Origin of the sequence: Mesorhizobium sp. (genome assembly GCF_965229135.1) — a bacterium.
In the GTDB taxonomy this organism is placed as follows: domain Bacteria; phylum Pseudomonadota; class Alphaproteobacteria; order Rhizobiales; family Rhizobiaceae; genus Mesorhizobium.
The window spans coordinates 1,570,928-1,591,819 of sequence record NZ_OZ245860.1 but is presented as its reverse complement, the minus strand read 5'-3'; the positions used below and the strand labels follow the sequence as shown (position 1 = coordinate 1,591,819).

Below are 20,892 nucleotides of genomic sequence, written 5' to 3'. Positions count from 1 at the left end.
TTTCCAACGTGATTTGAGATCAGCCTACGATGCGCAAGTTCGACAGTTCGTCGGCGATTTCCTTGAAATTGTCCGACAGCGTCGCCCCGGTGGCGTTCCAGAACAGCTTGGCCGGCTTGCTCGGATTGGTCGGGTCCTTGCGAAAGCGCGAGTCGGAAGCACAGGCGGTAAGTGCCGCGATGGCCTTTTTATCGGCGGTCTTTGTCGTGCTGAGGTCAAGCGAGACCGTCATCACGATGACATTTGCACTCTTGGCATTCGCGCAAAGCGTCTGCATCTGCTCGTCCAGGGCGGTCGTATAGTTGGCGTCCGTATAGGTGGTCTTGCCGACGGCGTTACTGGTGTTCATGAACAAGCGGGTCACGCTTCCTGACCCTGGATACGTCAGACCGGCGTAGCCGTAGGCGGCATAGGTCGACCGGTTTTTGGCATAACTGCCATCGCTGATGGAACTATAGGTGTTGGCGCCATCGGTCAGCACGATGATCACCTTGTCATTGCCTCTTTCGGTCTCCGGCCGGCCTTCGGTGAACGGCTCGGTGCTCGAGACCGTCCGCCAGCCCCAGGCGAGACCTTCCGGCACATTGGTGTTGCCTGTCGGCGCCATGGCATTGATGGCATCGACGATCGCCTTCTTTCCAGCCGTGGTCGTTACGTCTTGCAGTGCCGTGATGGGGGTGGTCGTGCAACCGGAATTAGGGCCATCTCCATCGGGAGCGGCCGCTGCGTTATAGGGCTTCGTGATGAAGTATTTTCGCATGTCGGATTGACGCTTGGCGACCGTCAGGCTGTCGAGAGAATCGACCCACCAGTTGTTGTTGTAGCCCCAGGAACTGGTGCTGGCGTGCGTGTCGTTGTCGGTCCAGAAATTGCCCGCCTCGTCGGGCGCGAACATTGGAACGAACAGGCTCGCCGGTGCGCCGGTTGTCGGCGTCGTGTCATCGTTGTTGTAAGGATACGGCCGCGCCTCGACACAGCCGGCCCACGCTTCATACTGGCCAGTCGTGTCAACGGACGTCGTGCAATTGCCGCGGCTATCCTTCTTTGTGCATGTCCGAGTTGTCGCCATGATGTCGTTGTAGAGCGTGAAGCGAGTCATCGGCTTGTCTTTGTCCGCACCCCAGCCGGAGCCGCGCTGATAGTATACGCTGCCAACTTTCTGGATGTATTTGTTGGCGTTGGCGGCGGCCGTCATCGTCGACCAGTCGAAATTCTCGTGATGGACCGGCGAGAGTCCGGTGAGATCCATCCAGGCATCGTCCTTGTGGCCTGAGCCGACGTTGACCGATGCCGAAAACGGAACCAAGGCGAACTGCACAGGCTTGTCGACCTGTTTCATCTGTTCTGCCTGCTTCGCAAGCGTATTGACGAGTTCCGTTGCAGCGGTTTTGAGAAGGTCTATTCTGGGTTTGCCGGTACCCGAGCCATTGGTGCTCATCGATCCGGAATTGTCGAGCACAAGCGCCACCTCCAGCGTATTCTTGAGGCGGACTTCCGAGCATGCCGAGAACCTGATGTCGGTGGATTTGGCGGATCCGGAAATCAGCATGGCCGCGGCCGGCAGGAGATACGGATGATATGTTAAGTCTGAGCAAAGCTTCAGTGTGCCGCCGCCGGTATTGTTGTTGGGTAAGGTGACGGTAAGCGTTGTGTTGGCGGGATCGATTTGTGCGAGGTTCGTCTCAAAGAAATTCTTGGCATAGGATTTGACATCGCTCTCGCTTGCCCCGGAAGAAATCTGCCGCGCCGTGGCGATACCGGCCGCGTCAAGCGCGTTCAATGTAACCTGGCGCTGGCGCACCAATTCCCCAAAGTCGACTGCAAGTGCCACAGCGCCCATCAGAGGCACTAGGCAGATGGCGGTCACCAACGCATAGTTTCCGCGCCGGTCCCGGCAGAATTTGCCAATCATGATCTTGAGTGCCCTCGGCAAGACCCACTTGCTGTCGCGACAATGTCATTAATCATTAAATTTCAGGTTGCCGAAATGAGTAGAAGATCCGGATTTATTTTCAGTACCCGTTAATCATGGTGCTGTTTCGTCTCCGCCGGTTAAGACGACAGCCCATCGCCGACGAGCCATGTCTTGCGGCGAAAGCTGATGACAGCGTGGACCGGTTCGGCTAATTCGAACCGGCTGTGGCGGACCGTCGGCCGTGGCTTTCGCAACGATCATTGCTCAAGGAAACAACATGGCGGATTCGCCTGAAATCATCGGCTCGCTCGCGCATGTGTCGAAAGGGTATTCGGCAATCCTTTGCGATGTCTGGGGTGTGGTCCACAATGGTGAAAGCCATTTCCCCGTGGCGGCTTCGGCCCTGGCGGAAGCGCGCGAATCAGGGATCCCTGTTGTCTTGATCACCAATTCACCACGCAGAAGTACCGACGTGGTGGCGCAGATGAATGCGATTGGTGTACCGGCCACGGCTTACGACCGGGTGGTTACCTCCGGTGACGTTACGCGTGACCTGATCGCTGAAGGGCCACGAAAGATCTTTCATATCGGCGCCGATCGCGACCTCACGATCTATGATGGTCTCGACATCGAGCTTGTCGAGGAGTTCGAGGCTTCAGGCGTTGTCTGCACCGGCCTCTTCGATGACGAGGTCGAAAAGCCAGAGGACTATGCCGAGCTTTTGCAAAGGCTGCGCGCCAGGAACCTGCCTTTCATTTGCGCCAACCCCGATATCGTGGTGGAGCGTGGCGAACGAATCATATGGTGCGCCGGGGCACTAGCCCGTGACTATGCCCAGCTCGGTGGGCGCACTCTGATCGCAGGCAAGCCCCACGCCCCGATCTACGAGGTTGCGCTAGCGGAGGTTGCCGACATTCTTGGTCGCCCCGTCGAGCGAAAGGAAGTGCTGGCCATCGGCGATGGCATGATGACCGACGTGAAGGGGGCCGCCGACAACGGGCTCGACGTGCTTTATGTGTCGGGTGGCATCCATGCTCGTGACTACGGCGATCCGCAGCGGCCGGATCCCCTTTTGCTGGCTGCTTTTTTGGAAAGGCACGGCTATCGGCCTGTCGCCGTCATTCCGAGACTGCGATAGGGTCGGCCGATGGCGAAGGTCCTCGAACACATTTCGGCCGTTTCCCCGCTGCCGGCCCATTTGCGCGGCGGCGTCGTGGCGATCGGCAATTTCGACGGCGTCCATCGCGGTCATCAGGCTGTGCTCGAGCGTGCGCTGGCCGAGGCGCGCCGGCTCGGTGTGCCGGCTCTGGTGCTGACCTTCGAGCCGCATCCGCGAAAGGTATTCAGGCCCGACATTCCGCTCTGTGTGCTGACACCGCCGCCGATGAAGGCGCGGCTGCTTGCGCAACTGGGTTTTGCCGCACTCGTGGAGCAGCCTTTTGATCGGGCTTTTGCGTCCCTGTCAGCCGAGGCGTTCGTGACCGATGTGCTGGACACAAATCTTGGCGTCACCCATGCGGTGACTGGCTTCGATTTTCACTTCGGCAAGGATCGCCAGGGCGGTCCCGCCTATCTTATGGCGGCGGGCGAGCGTCATGGTTTTGGCGTCACGCTGGTCGACGCTTTCCGCGACGAGGGGGCAGAAGTGGTGTCGTCGAGCCGCATCCGTGCATTGTTGAGCGAGGGGGACGTTGCCGAGGCTGCCGGGTTGCTCGGCTATCGCTTTACTGTTGAAGGCAAGGTGATTGGCGGACAGCAGCTCGGCCGCACGCTCGGTTTTCCGACCGCCAATATGAGGCTTTCTGCGGAAACGACACTGAAGGAAGGCATCTATGCCGTCCGCTTTCGCCGCGCCGACGGCACGATCCAAGACGGTGTCGCCAGCTTCGGCCGCCGACCGACCGTCGACGACAATGGCGCACCGCTTCTGGAAACCTTCGTCTTCGATTTTTCCGGCGACCTTTACGGCGAGATCTGCCGGGTATCTTTCTTCGGTTTCCTGCGATCCGAGGTGAAGTTCGATGGGCTGGACGCTCTGGTTGCGCAGATGAAGAGCGACGAAGCCGAAGCTCGCGCGCTTCTGGCCGGCGTCAAGCCGCTTTCCGAACTCGACGCCGCCATGGCGTTTTGAGTTATCGCTTCGACAGCAGGTCTATTTCTTCAGGGCAAGGCCGACTGCAATGAAGGTCCAGCCCTGGAAGATCAGATCGATCGCCAGGAACAGCCCGAGCACCCAGACGCTGTTAACCGGCCAGCCGATGGCGATGATCAGGCCGGCAAGCGCGCTGATGATGCCGGCCGCCACGACCCAGCCCCAGCCGCTTTCCGGCCGGTGGCTGTAGCCGACCCAGGCCCTGAGCACGCCGGAAGCGACAAGCGCCACCGCTAGCAGGAACGTCAGTACGGTGGAGGCCAGAAGCGGATTGTCGAAAGCGAAGAAACCGGCGACCGCATAGAGAAGCCCGCTCAACAGCCAGTAGAAGAAGCGACCCCAGGTCTTCACGCCGAAGGCATGCACGATCTCGATGACACCCGCCATCAGCATCAGCCAGCCGACCACGTAAACCGAAGCGACCGTGGCGATGAAAAGATTGCCGAAGGCGATGCCGCCGAAGATCAGCAGCAGTACGCCGAGAGCGACAAACCATCCCCATTTCGCTCTTGTCTGGCCGATCGCGGTTTTCAGAGCATCGCTGTTCAGGGTCATCGCCGCCATCTCCATTGAGTGTCGCGTTGCATGTTTCCGATCCGGACGTTAACCTCGAAGGCCTTGCCCGTCCAGCGAGCGTCTGCGGCGGGCACACGCCAAAAAAGCTCAAGGAATCGGTCGAACTTAAATCAAATTTTACCAAACCGACGCAAAGCCTTGCTATCGTGAAGGGCCTTGTGTGTGTACGGAGTAGCAATGCGTTCTGTCCCGACGATTCCGGTGGTTCTGGCCACCTTCATCCTGGGTACGGCTGGCGTCGCCGAGGCTGGTGACGGCGCCTTCGGTTGGGTGTCGGGCGACTGGTATCTGACACTTGGAGCGACCGGCATGGTCGCGCCGAATTTCGAGGGCGGCAAGCGGTACCTGCTCAGTGCTTCGCCGATCATTTCACTAGGCAAGGCTGGCCCGCAGGCCCGTTTCGTGTCCCGTAACGACAACATCTCGCTGGCGCTGATCGACGAGGGCGGGGTGAGGGCTGGCCTGACCGGAAAATTCCTGTTTTCGCGCAGCAGCGACGATGAGCTGAAGGGCCTCGACCCTGTACGCTGGGGCGGCGAGGTTGGTGGCTTCTTCGAATTCTACCCAACGGATTGGCTGCGCGCCCGCGCCGAATTGCGGCACGGCATTCGCGCCCACAACGGCTTTGTCGCCGATATTGCCGCGGACGCCTTCTACGACGTGACGCCGACTGTCAGGATTTCGGGCGGACCGCGCGTCTCGTTCGCCTCGGCCAACTATTTCGATGCCTATTATGGTGTCGACGCGCGGGAAGCCGTGGATTCCGGCCTTAGCGAATACCATCCGGGTGGTGGGTTGAAATCAACGGGTCTCGGCGGCGCCATAACCTGGAAGGTGACCGACCCGATGACGGCCAGCCTGTTTGGCGAATACTCCCGCCTGATGGGACCGGCCGCCGATTCCAGCCTGGTCAGGGAGCGCGGCGATCGCAACCAGTTCACGATCGGCGTATCGACCAGTTACCGCTTCGACTTCACGATGTAATCGAATCCAGCAAGAGACGCTTTATTCTTGCCTCTTTGTCCGCTAAAAGCCCGGTTATGACGAGCTTTTCGCGTCCCATCGCCATTGCGATACGAATTACCGGCCCGGTGTTTCGGGCAGCCTGAGTGCTGCCGGAACCGCCGGGAATCTTGCGCGCGGCCTCTCGCGCTTTTTCCAGATCATCAACGCATATTGCCCAGAAGTGGCTCCGGTTTTGGGAAACGATATGCGTCAAAGCGAAGACTTCAACGCCTCAGGCCGTCTGGCCGGGCATGCACATGGCAGACCAATGACCGACGAAACGCCCAACAATTCGACAATCGACTATTCCAAGACGCTTTACTTGCCGCAGACGGACTTTCCGATGCGTGCCGGCCTGCCGGAGAAGGAGCCGCTTCTGGTCAAGCGCTGGCAGGACATGGACCTGTACCGCAAGCTGCGCGAGAGCGCTGCCGGCCGCACAAAGTATGTGCTGCACGATGGCCCGCCCTACGCCAACGGCAACATCCATATCGGCCATGCGCTGAACAAGATCCTCAAGGACGTCATCACCCGCTCGTTCCAGATGCGCGGCTACGATTCCAACTACGTCCCGGGCTGGGACTGCCACGGACTGCCGATCGAATGGAAGATCGAGGAGCAGTATCGCGCCAAGGGAAAGAACAAGGACGAGGTGCCGGTCAACGAATTCCGCAGGGAATGCCGGGAGTTCGCCGCGCACTGGATCTCCGTGCAGGGTGGCGAGTTCCAGCGCCTCGGCGTCATCGGCGACTTCAAGAATCCTTACACGACGATGGCGTTCCACGCCGAGTCACGCATCGCCGGCGAGTTGTTGAAATTCGCCATGTCCGGCCAGCTCTATCGCGGTTCCAAGCCGGTGATGTGGAGCGTGGTCGAGCGCACCGCGCTGGCCGAGGCCGAGGTCGAATACCAGGATTATGAGAGCGATACGATCTGGGTGAAATTCCCGGTGGCCAATATAGCCATCGCCAGCGTTCCGGATGGCGAATCCGCCAAACTGGTTCCGGGCCTGAGCGAGAAGTCCCTGGACCTGTTGGAGGCTCATGTCGTCATCTGGACGACGACACCTTGGACAATCCCCGGCAATCGTGCCGTCAGTTATTCGCCGCGCATCGGCTACGGCCTTTACGAGGTTACGGCCGCGGAGAATGCTTTCGGTCCGCAGCCCGGTGAAAAGCTGATCTTCGCCGCGGCTCTGGCCGATGCTTCGGCCGACAAGGCCAAGGTCACGTTGAATCACCTTCGCAACGTCAGCGCCGAAGAGCTTGGAAGCCTTGTGCTTTCGCATCCTTTCAAGGGTTTGGGGGGCGGTTACGAATTCTCGGTGCCGATGCTCGCCGGCGACCACGTCACCGACGACGCAGGCACCGGTTTCGTCCACACCGCGCCCGGGCACGGCCGCGAGGACTTTGACGCCTGGATGGATGCGGCATCGGACTTGCGCGCGCGGGGCATCGATGCAGCGATCCCGTTCACGGTCGATGATGGCGGCTTCTTCACCAAGGACGCGCCGGGCTTTGGCCCGGACCGTGAGGGCGGGGCCGCGCGCGTCCTTGATGACAACGGCAAGAAGGGCAACGCCAACCAGGCGGTCATCGACGAACTGATCAAGCGCAACGCGCTGTTCGCGCGCGGCCGGCTGAAGCACTCCTATCCGCATTCCTGGCGCTCCAAGAAGCCGATCATCTTCCGCAACACGCCGCAATGGTTCGTCTACATGGACAAGGACCTCGGCGACGGCTCCACGCTGCGCAGCCGCGCCCTGAAGGCGATCGACGACACGCGTTTCGTGCCGGCCGCCGGCCAGAACCGTATCCGCGCCATGATCGAGGAGCGTCCGGACTGGGTGCTGTCGCGCCAGCGCGCCTGGGGCGTCCCGATCGCCGTCTTCGCCGACGCCGACGGCAATGTGCTGAAGGACGAAGCAGTCAACCAGCGCATCATGGATGCCTTCGAGCAGGAGGGAGCCGACGCCTGGTTCGCCGCCGGCGCCAAGGAGCGTTTCCTTGGCAATCACGATGCGTCCAAATGGAAGCAGGTGATGGACATTCTCGACGTCTGGTTCGATTCGGGCTCGACGCACGCCTTCACGCTGGAAGATCGTCCAGACCTGAAATGGCCGGCCGACGTCTACCTCGAGGGCTCCGACCAGCATCGCGGCTGGTTCCATTCCTCGCTGCTGGAAAGCTGCGGCACCAGGGGCAGGGCGCCTTACGACACCGTCGTCACCCACGGCTTCACCATGGATGAAGACGGGCGAAAAATGTCGAAGTCGCTCGGCAACACGGTGGTCCCGCAGGACGTCATCAAGCAGTCAGGCGCGGATATCCTGCGGCTCTGGGTGGTGACGACCGACTATTGGGAGGACCAGCGGCTCGGAAAGAATGTGCTGCAAACCAATATCGACGCCTATCGAAAGCTGCGGAATACCATCCGCTGGATGCTGGGCACGCTCGCCCATGACGATGGCGAGGAGATGCCGCTGGAAACACTGCCGGAGCTGGAGCGTTTGATGCTGCACCGCCTGGCCGAACTCGATGAGGTCGTGCGTTCGGGCTATGACGCCTTCGAATTCAAGCGCATTACGCGCACGCTGCTAGATTTCATGGTTGTCGAACTGTCGGCGTTCTATTTCGACATTCGCAAGGACGCGCTCTACTGCGACGGGCCTTCCAGCGTTAAGCGCAAGGCTTCGGTGCAGGTGGTGCGGCATTTGTTCGACTGCCTGGTGAAGTGGTTGGCACCGATGCTGCCTTTCACCACAGAGGAAGCGTGGCTCGACCGGCATCCGGACGCCGTCTCGGTGCATCTTGACCAGTTTCCGCAAATCCCGGCGGACTGGAAGAACGAGGCGCTGGCGGAAAAATGGCGCAAAGTCCGCCAGGTGCGCCGTGTTGTCACCGGCGCGCTTGAGATCGCGCGAGCCCAGAAGGTTATCGGTTCGTCGCTGGAAGCGGTGCCGGTTGTCACGCTCGACGATGCGTCGCTCGAGGCGGCGATCGCGGATGTCGACATGGCCGAGATGGCGATCACCAGCGACCTCGTCATTGCTCATGGCAAGGCTCCGGCCGGCGCCTTTACGCTCGACGACGTCAAGGGGGTTGCCGTGGTGGTCGAGAAAGCCGAGGAACGCGGCCTGGTGAAGTGCGCGCGTTCATGGCGCTACACCGCAGATGTCGGGCAGGACGCGGAATTCCCGGATGTCTCGGCGCGCGATGCCGCGGTTCTGCATGAGTTGAAGGCATTGGGCAGGATTTGACGGTCCAAACAGGTGCACAAATGCCACTGCGGGCGACGTCTGGCCGTCCGCGCGTTGCCCTTAACGAGTGGTTGGGATAGATAGGCGAAACTCCGGACGACAAATTGTCGCCGGATTTCCGTTGGAAGAGCATATGCGATGGGGACCGGACTTTGCCCGGTGGCGATCGAGAGGCTGTCTAGAGTGGGACTTTTTGATATGACCGAGAGATATAATGCGCGCCTTGCGCTGCTGGCGCCGCTTGTCGTATCGGGCCTCGCTCTATCGGGCTGCATGGGTTCGCCCACCTACGGTACCGACAAGACCGCGGGCGCCCAGTTGGCGGGTGATATCACCGGTGCGTTTTCGATCGTGCCAAAGACCAAGCCTCAGATCGACTACAAGCCGCGTCCGACTCTGGTAAAGCCCGCCCCCGGGCAGAAGGAAGCGCTGCCCGCACCGCAGGAAAGCATCCAGACGGCCAGCGCTGCCTGGCCCGAATCGCCTGAACAGCGTCGCGCGCGCTTGCGCGCCGATGCTACCGCGCACCAGGATGATCCTGCCTATCAGTCGCAGATAGTCGATGACGTTCAGACCGATCCCGCAGCGGTGAAGAAAGCCCTGGCGGAATCGGGCTCAAGCCATCCGCCTGCATGGACCCCGGCGGACTCCGACAAGGGGCGCGCCGCCGAAATCCAGCGTCGCCTAGCCGCGAGCAAGCAGGGCGATCCCAATACCCGCAAATATCTGAGCGAGCCGCCGCTTGCCTATCGTGTGGCCGCCGACACAGCGCCGAAGGACCAGCTCGGCGAGGACGAGTTCAAGAAGGAACGCCGTCTCAGGAAAGAGGCGGAAGGCAAGAAAAGCAGCGGCTGGTTCGACTGGCTGCCTTCGCTATAAGCTAGGTTGCCTGTCCCGGTCAGGGATCGCGCCGTTCCCGAAAAAAGTCCTTCAGAAGAAGAGCCGCGTCGGTCTCGCCAATGCCCGGATATATTTCTGGCGCATGGTGACACGTTGGCGATGCGAAGAAGCGCGCGCCATTGACCACCGCACCGCCTTTCTCGTCCGAGGCGCCGAAATAGAGGCGGCGCAGTCTGGCGAAGGAAATGGCGCCTGCGCACATGGCGCACGGTTCCAGCGTCACATAGAGATCATGCCCGGTGAGCCGCTCGCTGGATAGCTTGCGGCAGGCATCCCGGATTACCAGCATCTCGGCATGCGCGGTCGGATCGGTAAGTTCGCGGGTGCGGTTCCCGGCGCTGGCAATAACCGTGTCGCGGCTGGCGATGACCGCGCCGACCGGAACTTCGCCGCGCTGGCCGGCGGCTTCGGCCTCTTTCAGCGCCAGTGCCATGAAATCCGGCCGCTTCAAACAGGTTCCATCCCGATTATCTCCTCGCCACCCGGTGGTGATCCTGTTATCTAGCGCACAATCTGAAAATCGGACTCGGTTTTCGGAACGGATCATGCGCAAAATCAATAGTGCTATCGCGTCCCGCGCGCGTCCGAAAGGATGCGCCACGCTGTAGCAGCGCAAACGGACAAAGGCCACATGGACGACAACGACAAGAAGTTCCGCCCCAAAAAGGGTCCGGGTAACGGCACGAAATCCGTAGGGCCGCGTGGCCGCGACGGCGCGGCGGGCAAGGGCGGCAAGCCGTCTTTTGGCGCCAAGAAACCTTATGCGCCGCGTGGCGACCGTCCACTGGCGGCGGATGGCGAGAGGCCGAAGCGGGACTTCAAGGCCGGCGACAAGCCTTTCAGCAAGGGACCGCGCCCCGAGGGCAAGCCTTACGAAAAGCGCGAAGGTCCGCGCAAGCCGTACGCGCCGCGTGGAGATCGCCCGATGGCGGCCGACGGTGATAGGCCCGCGAGGGCTTACAAGCCGCGTACGACGTCGGAAAGCGGCGCTCCACGCGCCGAAAGACCGTTCAGCAAGGGACCGCGCCCCGAAGGCAAGCCTTATGAGAAACGCGAAGGCCCTCGCAAGCCGTATGCTGCGCGTGGCGACCGTCCTGTGGTCGCCGACGGTGAGCGTCCAGCACGCGTCTACAGGCCGCGCGCAACCGCCGAGGGCGACGCGCCACGCGCCGAAAGGCCATTCAGCAGGCCACGGCCGGAAGGCAAGCCGTTTGTGAAGCGCGATGGAGCCGGCAAGCCCTATGCTCCGCGCGGCGACCGGCCGGCCTCGGCCGACGGCGGCGAAAAACGCTTCGACCGTCCCAAGCGCGACTTCAGTGATGCCCCCAGGCGCGATTTCGCCGATCGTCCCAAGCGCGACTTCGGTGGCGACAGGCCCAAGCGCGATTTCAACGATCGTTCGCAGGGAGCAGGCGGCGCTGGTTTCAAGCCACGCTTGCGCCCGGCCGAAGCAACCGAGGAGGCAGGCGAACGCATTGCCAAGCGGTTGGCCCGTGCCGGCCTGGCTTCTCGCCGCGATGCCGAAGAGCTGATCGCGGCAGGCCGCGTAAAGGTGAACGGCAAGGCACTAGCCTCGCCGGCTTTCAATGTCATGCCCGGCGACGTTATCCATCTCGACGGCATGGAGATTCCTCCGATCGAGCGGACGCGGCTTTTCCTGTTCCACAAGCCGGCGGGTGTGGTCACCACCAACCGCGATCCCGAGGGCCGCAAGACCGTTTTCGATGTGTTGCCGACGGACCTGCCACGGTTGATGACGATCGGGCGGCTCGACATCAACACCGAGGGCCTTCTGCTGCTCACCAATGACGGCGGACTGGCGCGTGTGCTCGAACTGCCGGCTACCGGCTGGCTGCGGCGCTACCGCGTGCGGGTCCATGGCAAGGTCGAGGAAAGCGCGCTTGCCGGCTTGCGCGAAGGCATCGCGGTCGACGGCGTCTTCTACGGCGCCATCGAAGCGACGCTTGATCGCGAGCAGGGCACCAATGCCTGGCTGACGCTTGGCCTGCGCGAGGGCAAGAACCGCGAAGTGAGGAACATTCTCGGTGCGCTTGGTCTCGATGTCACGCGCCTGATCCGCATTTCATATGGACCGTTCCAGCTCGAGGATCTGCGCGAAGGCCATGTGCTGGAGATCAAGGGCCGCGTGCTGCGCGACCAGCTCGGTGAGCGGCTGGTTGAGGAATCCGGCGCCAATTTCGACGCCGAGATCACCAAGCCGTTTTCCAACAAGCCGGTGCGGCGCGAGGCTGTGCGCGAAGAAGAGCCCGAGCGGCCGAAATTCACCCGTGATGGCGAGCGTCGTCCGATCGGCGAGGGCGGTCTGATCAAGAACCGCAAGCGCCGCGAGAACAGCCGCGACGAAGCGCTGGGCAAGCTGTCGACAAGTCCCGACAGAAGCGCGGGGCCGGAGAAGAGCTTTGGCGAGCGTAGCCCAAGGCCCGAGCGCGGCGGTTTCGGCGACAAACCGCGTGGCGGCTTTGGCGACAAGCCTCGCGGCGGCTTTGGCGGCAAGCCGGGTGGCAAGAAATCAGAACGCGAGCAGAAGCCGATAGACCCGCCGGGTCAGCGGAAAGCCAATGTCTGGATGGCGCCAGGCGCCCGGCCGATCGGCAAGGGCAGGGCGGAGGCCGATGCGGCCAAGGCTGCCGAGGCGAAGGCGCGCAAGGCATCTTTCAAACCCACCTATGGCAAGCCTGCCGGCGCAAAGCCATTCGGCAAGCCGCGCGGCGAGCGTCCAGGCGATGATCGGCCACGCGGCGGACCCAAGGGTCCGAGAACGAGATGAGGCCCAAGGCGATATGAGGCTCGCAAAAAGATGAGGATTGTCGGCGGCGAGTTTCGAGGGCGCCCGCTGGCAACGCCTCGCACCAACGCCATACGCCCAACGACGGACCGCGCCCGCGAGGCCGTGTTCAATGTGCTGGCTCACCGGTTCGCGGAGAAGCTTCAGGACCGGCGCGTGCTCGACCTGTTTGCCGGCACGGGCGCGCTTGGCCTGGAGGCCTTGTCACGTGGCGCGGCGTACGGCGTCTTCATCGAGGAGTCGGCGGAGGGCCGCGGGCTCATCCGCGACAATGTCGAGGCTTTCGGGCTAACTGGGCGCACCAAGATATTCCGCCGCGACGCCACCGCGCTGGGCGAGGCGGGCACGCTTGCCCCCTTCGATCTCGTCTTCGCCGATCCGCCCTATGGCAAGGGCCTCGGTGAACGCGCCTTGCAGTCGGCGAAGAGCGGCGGCTGGTTGCGCCCTGGCGCTCTCTGCGTCGTCGAGGAGGCGGCAGCCGTGGCCTTTGAGGCCGGCCCCGGCTTCTCCGTCATCGATGAGCGCAACTACGGCGAGACCATCATCCGCTTCATCGAGGCCAACTGAGGTCGGCCTCTTTACGGCCTCCTTTGCGGGCGAATGAGTCACGATCACTTTGCTTGTCGTCAGGACCTTGCCTATCGTCCGTCCATCAAACCGGAGCCATTGATGACATTTCAGACTGAATGGCTACGGGCGGCACTGCTGGCGACGTCGTTGGCTTTCGCTGCGACCAGCCCGGTGCTGGCCGAGACGGCGCCAAGTGAATGGAAGGTGACGGATTTCCTGCTCGACAACGGCATGGAAGTCGTGGTCATCCCCGACCATCGCGCACCGATCGTCACCCATATGGTCTGGTACAAGATCGGCAGTGCCGACGAGCCGCCGGGAAAATCCGGCATAGCGCATTTCTTCGAGCATCTGATGTTCAAGGCTACGACCAATCATGCGGCCGGCGAGTTCGATCGCGCCGTGTCCGATATTGGCGGCTCCAACAACGCCTTCACTTCCTACGACTACACGGCATTCCACGAGACGGTCGCGCCGCAGGCGCTGGAGCAGATGATGAGCTTCGAGGCTGATCGGATGCGCAATCTCATCCTGACCGACGATGTCATCAAGACGGAGCGCGACGTGATCCTTGAGGAGCGCCGCATGCGCATCGACAACAATCCCCAGGCGGTCCTTGATGAAGAGGTTAATGCAACGCTCTGGCAGAACCAGCCCTACCGCATTCCGGTCATCGGCTGGATGCAGGAGATGGAGCAGTTGAACCGCATTGACGCCACCGCCTTCTACGACAAGTATTACAGGCCCAACAATGCCGTACTGATCGTGGCCGGCGACGTCGAACCGGATACGGTCAGGGCGCTGGCCGAGAAGACCTTCGGCAAGGTGGCGCGCGGTCCCGATCTGCCGCCGCGGGTTCGCCCGGTCGAGCCGGAGCAGAACACCAAGCGCACGGTAACGCTCTCCGACGGCCGCGTCAGTGTGCCGAGCTTCTCCACGCAATGGGTGGTTCCGTCCTACCACTCGGGCAAGGAAGGCGAGGCGGAAGCACTTGATCTTCTGGCGGAAATCCTGGGCGGCGGCACGCGCAGCCGGCTTTATCAGCAGCTTGTGGTCAAGCAGGGCATTGCCTCCAGCGCGGGCGCCTACTTCCAGGGCACCATGCTCGACGATACCAATTTCACCGTCTACGGCGCGCCGCGCGGCGATGCCAGATTGGCCGATGTCGAGGGGGCGGTCGATGCCGAGGTGGTGCGCATCGCCAAGGATGGCGTGACGGACGAGGAACTGGAAAAAGCCAAGGATCGATATGTGCGCTCGATGATCTTTGCCCGCGACAAGCAGGATTCCATGGCCAATATCTACGGCTCGACGCTGGCCACCGGTGGCAATGTGCAAGATGTCCAGCAATGGCCGGATCGCATCCGCAAGGTCACTGCCGACGAGGTCAAGGCCGTTGCCGCTCGCTATCTCGTCCTCGACCGATCGACGACCGGCTATCTCTTGCCGCAAACCCAGGCTGGGAACTGATTGATGACGCGGCTCGGCACCATTCGTTTCCGTCTGCACATCGTGGTCCTGTTCCTGTCGGTGTTGTTTCTGATCCTGCCAGCGGTCACCGCGCGCGCCAACGTGGCCATCCAGGATGTCAAGTCATCGAAGGGCGTCGACGCCTGGCTTGTTGAAGACTATTCCGTGCCGATCATTGCCATCCGCTTCGTCTTCGACGGCGGCTCGACGCAGGATCCGCCGGGCAAGGAGGGGCTGGCCAATCTGATGACCGGCCTGTTCGACGAGGGTGCGGGCAATCTCGACAGCGAGGCTTTCCAGATCCGCCTCGACGACGTCGGCGCGGAAATGAGCTTCGACGAGCGGCGTGACGGAACCTATGGGTCAATGCGCATGCTGGCCGAGCGCAGGGACGAGGCGTTCGACCTCTTGCGGCTGGCGATCACGCAACCGCGTTTCGACCAGGAGCCGATCGATCGTGTCCGCGCCCAGGTGCTGTCCGGCATCATCGCCGGCGAGAACGACCCCGATACGATTGCCCAGACCAAATGGGCCGAGGCGCTCTATGGCACCCATCCCTACGCACGGTCCGATCAGGGTACCAGGCAGAGCATTGCCACGATCACGCCAAACGATCTGCGCGCCTTTCACAAGGCGAATTTTGCCCGCAGCGGGCTGCATGTCGCCGTGGTGGGCGCCATCGACGCCGAAACGCTGAAGCTGAAACTCGATCTCCTGTTCGGCGATCTGCCGGACAAGCAGCAGCTTCGGCCGGTTGCCGATGTCGACCCGAAACTGGCCGCGCGTGTCGAGGTCAACTACGCCTTGCCGCAGACCTCGTTGCAACTGGCCTATCCGGGAGTGAAGCGGGATGCTCCGGATTTCTTCGCGGCTGCCTTGATGAACGAGATCCTCGGCGGCGGCACGTTCACGTCGCGCCTGTTCAACGAAGTTCGTGAAAAACGCGGTCTGGCCTACAGCGTCAACTCGTCGCTCATCAACCAGGACCATTCCACCGCGCTGATCATCTCGACCGGCACCCGTTCGGACAGGGCAGCACAGACACTTGGCATCGTCCGTGAAGTTGTGAAGCGCATGGCCGAGGAAGGCCCGACCGAGGCGGAACTGGCAGCGACCAAGAAATACATGATCGGCGCCTACGCCATCAACAATCTGGACTCCTCCAGCTCGATCGCCGCGACCCTTGTTCAGCTGCAAGTCGACAAGCTCGGCATCGATTACATGCAGCGGCGGACGGCCTACATCAACGGCGTGACGCTCGATCAGGTCAAGGCTGCTGCCAGGAAGCTGTTGTCCACCGAACCGACCATCATGGTCGTCGGGCCGAAGCTCGGCGAGGTTGCCAATGGAGGCTAGTTTCGGCATCGCCTTTGGCGGCGGCGGCGCGCGCGGACTGGCGCATATCCACGTCATCGAGGCCTTGGACGAACTGGGCATAAAACCGGTGGCGATAGCCGGCTCGTCGATCGGCGCCATCATGGGCGCAGGCATGGCGTCCGGCATGACCGGCAAGGAGATCCACGATTATGCACGTTCGATCCTCGGCCGGCGCACCGAAGTGGCCAGCCGCATGTGGAGGGCTCGGCCGGAAACTTTCGCGGAGGCGATGCAGGGCGGGTTGAGGGTCAGCCAATTCAATGTCGAGCGCATTCTCAAGGCCTTCCTGCCCGAGGCGGTTCCCGAAACATTCGCCGAGTTGAAAATCCCGCTGAAGGTGACGGCGACTGATTATTTCGGCCACAAGCTCGCCGTGTTCAACGACGGCGACCTGCATTCAGCCCTTGCCGCTTCAGCCGCGATACCTGCGGTGTTTCGCCCGGTGTTGCGCGATGGAAGGCTGCTGATCGACGGCGGCATCTACAACCCCGTGCCCTTCGATCTGATCGAAAACGATGCTGACGTCATCATTGCTGTCGACGTGGTCGGGGCACCTGAGGAGGTGGAGGGCAAGCAGCCGACTTCCGTCGACCTGATGTTTGGCGCAACGCAACTGCTCATGCAGTCGATCATTGCCAACAAGCTGAAGCAGTGTCAGCCGGATATATTGATCCGCCCGGCGGTGTCGAAATACCGTGTGCTGGACTTCATGAAGGTCGACGCCTTGATGAACGAGACGGCGGATATCAAGGACGAACTGAAGCGGCAGATTGAAAAAGTCGTGGAGGCAAGGGCCACCAGGAACAAACGTGGAAAGCGTAGCGCCGTGTCGGACTGACGGGCGTACGCAAGCTCACCGCGTTGGCTGCCGGGCTGCCGGCGGCGACGGTCGCAGGACTTGTCGCGCTGTCGCGGCACTGCCCTGCGGCTCGGTGTCGATCGATTACCGCTCGGCTTCGATGAACGCTTCGAGCTTTTCGGCACTCAACCCGGCCTGTGAGGCGATGCGTCGCGACAGATCGGCGGCTGCCGTGCGCGGACGTCCGATCGGACGGTCGAGCCAGTAGGAAACCGGATTGAGCGCGGTGCGGTCGTCGACGGCGACGATCCGGCCGGATTTCAGTTGATGCCCGGTCAGCGGCGGTCGCGCCAGCGCGATGCCGAGCCCATAGGCGGCGGCGTCGAGCACCAGATTGTAATCCTCGAAGCGACGATCCTGCGGGCGAGGGCGGTAATCCATGCCTTGCGCCGCAAACCAGGCGCGCCATCCCGAGGCATCGGAATCATTGATCAGTGGAAATTTGAGCAGGCGGGCCGGATCGCCGCGTCCGATCTCGCGGGCAAGCTCCGGCGATGCGATCGGAAACACCTGTTCTTCGAACAGTTGCACCGAGACACGCCCCGGAATGCTGCCACGCCCGCAGCGGATCGAGAGATCTATGCCTTCGTCGGCAAGGTCGGCCTGGCGGATGTCGACCTCGAGTACGATGCGCAGCCTGGTCGGATCGTTCTCCAGCGCCGCCATTCGCGGCATGAGCCACAGCCCGCTGATCGAGGGTATGGAGGTCAGCCGCACCACGGCCGTGCCGCGCGGCTCGACCCAGCGGTCGGAATGGCTGGAGATCAGCGCGAACGCCTCGGCCGTGCGCAGATGCAGCCTATTGCCTTCGATTGTCAGCGTTACGCCGCGCGCGCCGCGATCAAACACCTTTAGACCCAGCCAGGCCTCCAGTTTGGCGATCTGCCGGCTGACGGCGCCATGGGTGATGTTGAGCCTGTCGGCCGCCGCCGAAAAGCTGCCGGTTCGCGCCGCCGCATCAAAGGCGCGGAGCGTTTCGAGCGGCACCATCGTATCTGAGCTGTGATCCATGGTCACAGGTGATCCTCGATTTGGTCGTTTGTCAATCGGCAGGAAAAGGCGTTCTGTCCGCTTCAGGTCGAAGCACACGAGGATAGTGAGATGAGCGCAATGACCAGCACGTCGAATCCGACACAGCGCATGGATACGACGGCAGTTGTCGCCGTGGCGCTGACGGTGGTTGGCTGGGCATCCGCCTTTCCGGCGATCCGTGCTGGGCTCGCCGCCTTCGGGCCCCTTCAACTGGGCGCATTGCGCTTTGCCATCGCCGCGGTGCCCGCTGCCCTCTTTCTTGCGGTCAAACGTCCGGCGTTGCCCAGGCTCGACGAACTGTGGCGCCTGGCCTTTGGCGGCGCCATTTTCGTCGCGCTCTACACTGCAATGCTCAATTTCGGCGAATTGACCGTCTCGGCCGGCGCCGCCGGCTTCATCATAAACGTCAGCCCGATCTTCACCGCGATCATGGCGATGGCTCTGCTCGGCGAACGCTTTTCCGGCATGGCGTGGGCCGGAACCATCATTTCTTTCGCCGGCATCGGCCTCATAGCCATGGCCGACGGGCATGGCTTGCATTTCAACGCAGGCGCTTTGCTGGTGCTTGGGTCCGCGCTGTGTTCAGCCGTCAACACCATCGTCCAGAAGCCTCTGTTTGCCCGCCATCATCCGCTGACCATCTCGGCCTCGAACATGGTGCTTGGAGCACTCTGCCTGTCGCCCTTCCTGCCGAGCGCGCTGTCACAGGCCGCCATCGCCAACACCGCGGGCCTCGGCGCCGTCATCTATCTCGGCATCGTGCCCAGCCTCATCGCGTACGCCGCCTGGGCAACCGCCCTGTCGCGCTTGCCGGCGTCGCGTGCCTCGAACTTCCTCTACCTGGTTTCACCCATGTCTGCCCTGATCGGCTTCTTCTGGCTGGGTGAAGTGCCGACGCTGCTGGGCATCGTCGGGGGCGCGTTGGCGCTGGGCGGAGTGATTGTGGTCAATTTGAAGAGGTAGTTCAAAAGCTTGGACGGGGTTCCTGACTCACAACAGCCGGCGCGCGGCTGCTCATTTCGCGCTTTGCGAAACTAGCGCCTGCCAAACAGCCTCTCGATATCCGCAAGCTTGAGCTCGATATAGGTCGGGCGGCCGTGATTGCAGGTGCCGGATCCGGGCGTCGCTTCCATCTGGCGCAGCAGCGCGTTCATCTCCTCGGCCTTGAGCAGACGGCCGGAGCGCACCGAGCCGTGGCAGGCCATGGTCGCGGCGATCTTGTCCAGACGCTCCTTCAGCGTCTCGACCGTGTCGTTGTCGGCGATTTCGTCGGCAAGGTCGCGCACCAGTTGCTGGACGTTGGTCTCGCCGAGCATGGACGGCGTTTCTCGCACCGCCACCGCGCCAGGCCCGAAGCGCTCGATTCCGAGCCCGAAGCGGGCGAGCGTCTCCGAATGCATGGCCAGACGCTCGGCATCCTCTTCCGGCAGGTCGATGATCTCCGGCAGAAGCAGCATCTGCGACGGCACGGCGCGCGAATGCAACGCGTTCTTCAGCGCTTCGTAGACCAGCCGCTCATGCGCCGCGTGCTGGTCGACGATAATCAGGGAGTCCCTGGTCTGCGCGACAATGTAGTTTTCATGCACCTGGGCGCGGGCCGCACCCAGCGCCATGCCGAGCAATGTCTCCGCTGTTTCGGCTTGGCCAGCGCGTGCGTCGGCACTGTGAAGGGAGCCCGGGTCGAACGCGGCTTGCTCATTCTCGCCGAACCCATGGTTTCTGGACGCGGGATCGTCAAAGCGACCGCCTTCAAATCCCATATCGAGGGGACGCTGCGATGAACGGGACGGATCAAAACCGGCCGAACCGGATGCCCTGTAGGCCGCCTCGTAGCTGCGATGGCCGTTTGCCGGACCGCCGTGACCATAGGATGCGGCGCCCGGCCGGAACGCTGCCATCATTCCGGCCGCCCCGGTGGTCGCCGCGCGGATACCGGCATCGGCAAGTGCCTGGCGGATGGCGCCGACGATCAGCCCTCGCACAAGGCCGGGGTCACGGAAGCGCACATCGGCCTTGGCCGGGTGCACGTTGACGTCGACGATGGCCGGATCGAGCGTCAGGAACAGCACGGTAACCGCATGCCGGTCACGCGGCAGCACGTCGGCGAAGGCGCCGCGAATGGCTCCAGCAATCAGCTTGTCGCGCACCGGCCGGCCGTTGACATAGGCATATTGCTGCAAGGCATTGGCGCGGGTGAAGGACGGGATCGAGACATGGCCGGTCAGGCGAACGCCTTCGCGCTCGGCATCGATGGCGATGGAATTGGCGGGAAAGTCGGCCCCCATCACCTGCGCGACGCGGCGCAGGCTGCCTTCCGGGCTATCGTCCGTCGCCGAAAGCTCCAGCGTCGAGCGGTCGGTGCCGGCGAGCGTGAAGCGCACCGAGGGGAAGGCAATGGCGATGCGCTTGACCACATCGCTGATGGCAGAGCTTTCGGCGCGCTCGCCCTTCATGAATTTGAGTCGGGCCGGAGTGGCGAAGAACAGGTCGCGCACCTCCACCGTCGTGCCGAGATTGGCCGCCGCCGGCCTGACCGCGGAGACGCGGCCGCCCTCGATGCCGATCTCGGCGGCGCTGTCGCCGCTCGTCGTGCGCGAGCGGATCGACAGCCGCGACACCGAGCCGATCGACGGCAGGGCTTCACCACGGAAGCCGAGTGAACGGATGTCGTGGATGTTCTCGGAGAGCTTCGATGTGCAATGACGCGCGATGGCCAGCGCCAGTTCCTGCTCGGGGATGCCCGATCCGTCGTCAGTGACGCGGATCAGGTTCAGCCCGCCGCCGGCGGTGACGATCTCGACGCGCGAAGCACCGGCATCAAGTGCGTTCTCTACCAGTTCCTTGACCACGCTGGCCGGACGCTCGATGACTTCGCCAGCGGCGATCTGGTTGATCATCGTTTCGGAAAGCTGGCGAATAGGCATCTTGCCACTATAGGCGGATTCGCCGTCGCTGCGCATAGGCCAATTGT

The 20,892-nt window shown here is 62.5% G+C and carries 17 protein-coding genes; 11 read left to right on the top strand and 6 right to left on the bottom strand.

The annotated features are described in order from the left end of the window. Positions 1 to 19: 19 nt before the first annotated feature. A complete protein-coding gene (locus tag ACO07C_RS07815) occupies positions 20 to 1,912 on the bottom strand; it encodes a pilus assembly protein TadG-related protein (protein WP_421913610.1) in 1,893 nt (630 codons plus the stop codon). A 280-nt stretch (positions 1,913 to 2,192) separates the two neighbouring features. Here ACO07C_RS07815 and ACO07C_RS07810 point away from each other — a divergent pair, with 280 nt between their 5' ends. Further along, entirely contained in the window at positions 2,193 to 3,053 is an 861-nt protein-coding gene (locus tag ACO07C_RS07810) for a TIGR01459 family HAD-type hydrolase (RefSeq protein WP_421917462.1), read from the top strand. Between the two features lie 9 nt (positions 3,054 to 3,062). Next, entirely contained in the window at positions 3,063 to 4,046 is a 984-nt protein-coding gene (locus ACO07C_RS07805) for a bifunctional riboflavin kinase/FAD synthetase (protein WP_421913609.1), read from the top strand. A gap of 21 nt (positions 4,047 to 4,067) precedes the next feature. Here ACO07C_RS07805 and ACO07C_RS07800 read toward each other — a convergent pair whose 3' ends face one another. Continuing rightward, positions 4,068 to 4,622, bottom strand: a complete 555-nt coding sequence (locus ACO07C_RS07800; protein ID WP_421913608.1) for an HdeD family acid-resistance protein — start codon at positions 4,620 to 4,622, stop codon at positions 4,068 to 4,070. Between the two features lie 198 nt (positions 4,623 to 4,820). On the opposite strand from ACO07C_RS07800, the gene ACO07C_RS07795 reads away from it, so the two are divergent. Continuing rightward, positions 4,821 to 5,627, top strand: a complete 807-nt coding sequence (locus ACO07C_RS07795; protein WP_421913607.1) for a MipA/OmpV family protein — start codon at positions 4,821 to 4,823, stop codon at positions 5,625 to 5,627. Here ACO07C_RS07795 and ACO07C_RS07790 read toward each other — a convergent pair. After that, complete coding sequence (locus ACO07C_RS07790; protein WP_421913606.1) at positions 5,617 to 5,862, bottom strand: hypothetical protein; 246 nt, start codon at positions 5,860 to 5,862, stop codon at positions 5,617 to 5,619. The genes ACO07C_RS07795 and ACO07C_RS07790 overlap by 11 nt on opposite strands. Positions 5,863 to 5,916: 54 nt before the next feature. Between ACO07C_RS07790 and ileS the strand changes: the two genes are divergently transcribed. Next, complete coding sequence (gene ileS / locus ACO07C_RS07785; RefSeq protein WP_421913605.1) at positions 5,917 to 8,907, top strand: isoleucine--tRNA ligase; 2,991 nt, start codon at positions 5,917 to 5,919, stop codon at positions 8,905 to 8,907. A gap of 198 nt (positions 8,908 to 9,105) precedes the next feature. Continuing rightward, on the top strand, positions 9,106 to 9,786 hold the full coding sequence (locus ACO07C_RS07780; RefSeq protein ID WP_421913604.1) for a hypothetical protein: 681 nt from the start codon (positions 9,106 to 9,108) through the stop codon (positions 9,784 to 9,786). A gap of 19 nt (positions 9,787 to 9,805) precedes the next feature. Here the strand turns inward: ACO07C_RS07780 and ACO07C_RS07775 are convergent, their stop codons facing one another. Beyond that, the gene (locus ACO07C_RS07775; RefSeq protein ID WP_421917461.1) at positions 9,806 to 10,258 is read right to left on the bottom strand and encodes a nucleoside deaminase; all 453 of its coding nucleotides are present in this window, start codon (positions 10,256 to 10,258) and stop codon (positions 9,806 to 9,808) included. A 180-nt stretch (positions 10,259 to 10,438) separates the two neighbouring features. Here ACO07C_RS07775 and ACO07C_RS07770 point away from each other — a divergent pair, with 180 nt between their 5' ends. The 5 genes from ACO07C_RS07770 (at position 10,439) to ACO07C_RS07750 (ending at position 16,868) form a co-directional block, all read left to right on the top strand. Then, a complete protein-coding gene (locus ACO07C_RS07770) occupies positions 10,439 to 12,595 on the top strand; it encodes a pseudouridine synthase (protein WP_421913603.1) in 2,157 nt (718 codons plus the stop codon). A 30-nt stretch (positions 12,596 to 12,625) separates the two neighbouring features. Further along, positions 12,626 to 13,180 carry a 16S rRNA (guanine(966)-N(2))-methyltransferase RsmD gene (gene rsmD / locus ACO07C_RS07765; protein ID WP_421913602.1) on the top strand — a complete coding sequence of 185 codons (555 nt, stop codon included), beginning with the start codon at positions 12,626 to 12,628 and terminating at the stop codon, positions 13,178 to 13,180. Between the two features lie 102 nt (positions 13,181 to 13,282). Beyond that, entirely contained in the window at positions 13,283 to 14,653 is a 1,371-nt protein-coding gene (locus ACO07C_RS07760) for a M16 family metallopeptidase (protein ID WP_421913601.1), read from the top strand. Between the two features lie 3 nt (positions 14,654 to 14,656). After that, on the top strand, positions 14,657 to 16,009 hold the full coding sequence (locus ACO07C_RS07755) for a M16 family metallopeptidase (RefSeq protein WP_421913600.1): 1,353 nt from the start codon (positions 14,657 to 14,659) through the stop codon (positions 16,007 to 16,009). Then, the gene (locus ACO07C_RS07750; protein WP_421913599.1) at positions 15,999 to 16,868 is read left to right on the top strand and encodes a patatin-like phospholipase family protein; all 870 of its coding nucleotides are present in this window, start codon (positions 15,999 to 16,001) and stop codon (positions 16,866 to 16,868) included. The genes ACO07C_RS07755 and ACO07C_RS07750 overlap by 11 nt, the downstream gene beginning before the upstream one ends. A gap of 105 nt (positions 16,869 to 16,973) precedes the next feature. Here ACO07C_RS07750 and ACO07C_RS07745 read toward each other — a convergent pair whose 3' ends face one another. Next, positions 16,974 to 17,900, bottom strand: a complete 927-nt coding sequence (locus ACO07C_RS07745) for a LysR substrate-binding domain-containing protein (protein WP_421913598.1) — start codon at positions 17,898 to 17,900, stop codon at positions 16,974 to 16,976. 90 nt (positions 17,901 to 17,990) lie between these two features. Between ACO07C_RS07745 and ACO07C_RS07740 the strand changes: the two genes are divergently transcribed. Next, positions 17,991 to 18,884 carry a DMT family transporter gene (locus ACO07C_RS07740; RefSeq protein WP_421913596.1) on the top strand — a complete coding sequence of 298 codons (894 nt, stop codon included), beginning with the start codon at positions 17,991 to 17,993 and terminating at the stop codon, positions 18,882 to 18,884. 71 nt (positions 18,885 to 18,955) lie between these two features. Here ACO07C_RS07740 and mutL read toward each other — a convergent pair whose 3' ends face one another. Next, positions 18,956 to 20,845: a DNA mismatch repair endonuclease MutL gene (gene mutL / locus ACO07C_RS07735; RefSeq protein ID WP_421917460.1), complete on the bottom strand. Its 1,890-nt coding sequence runs from the start codon at positions 20,843 to 20,845 to the stop codon at positions 18,956 to 18,958. Between the last annotated feature and the right edge of the window lie 47 nt (positions 20,846 to 20,892).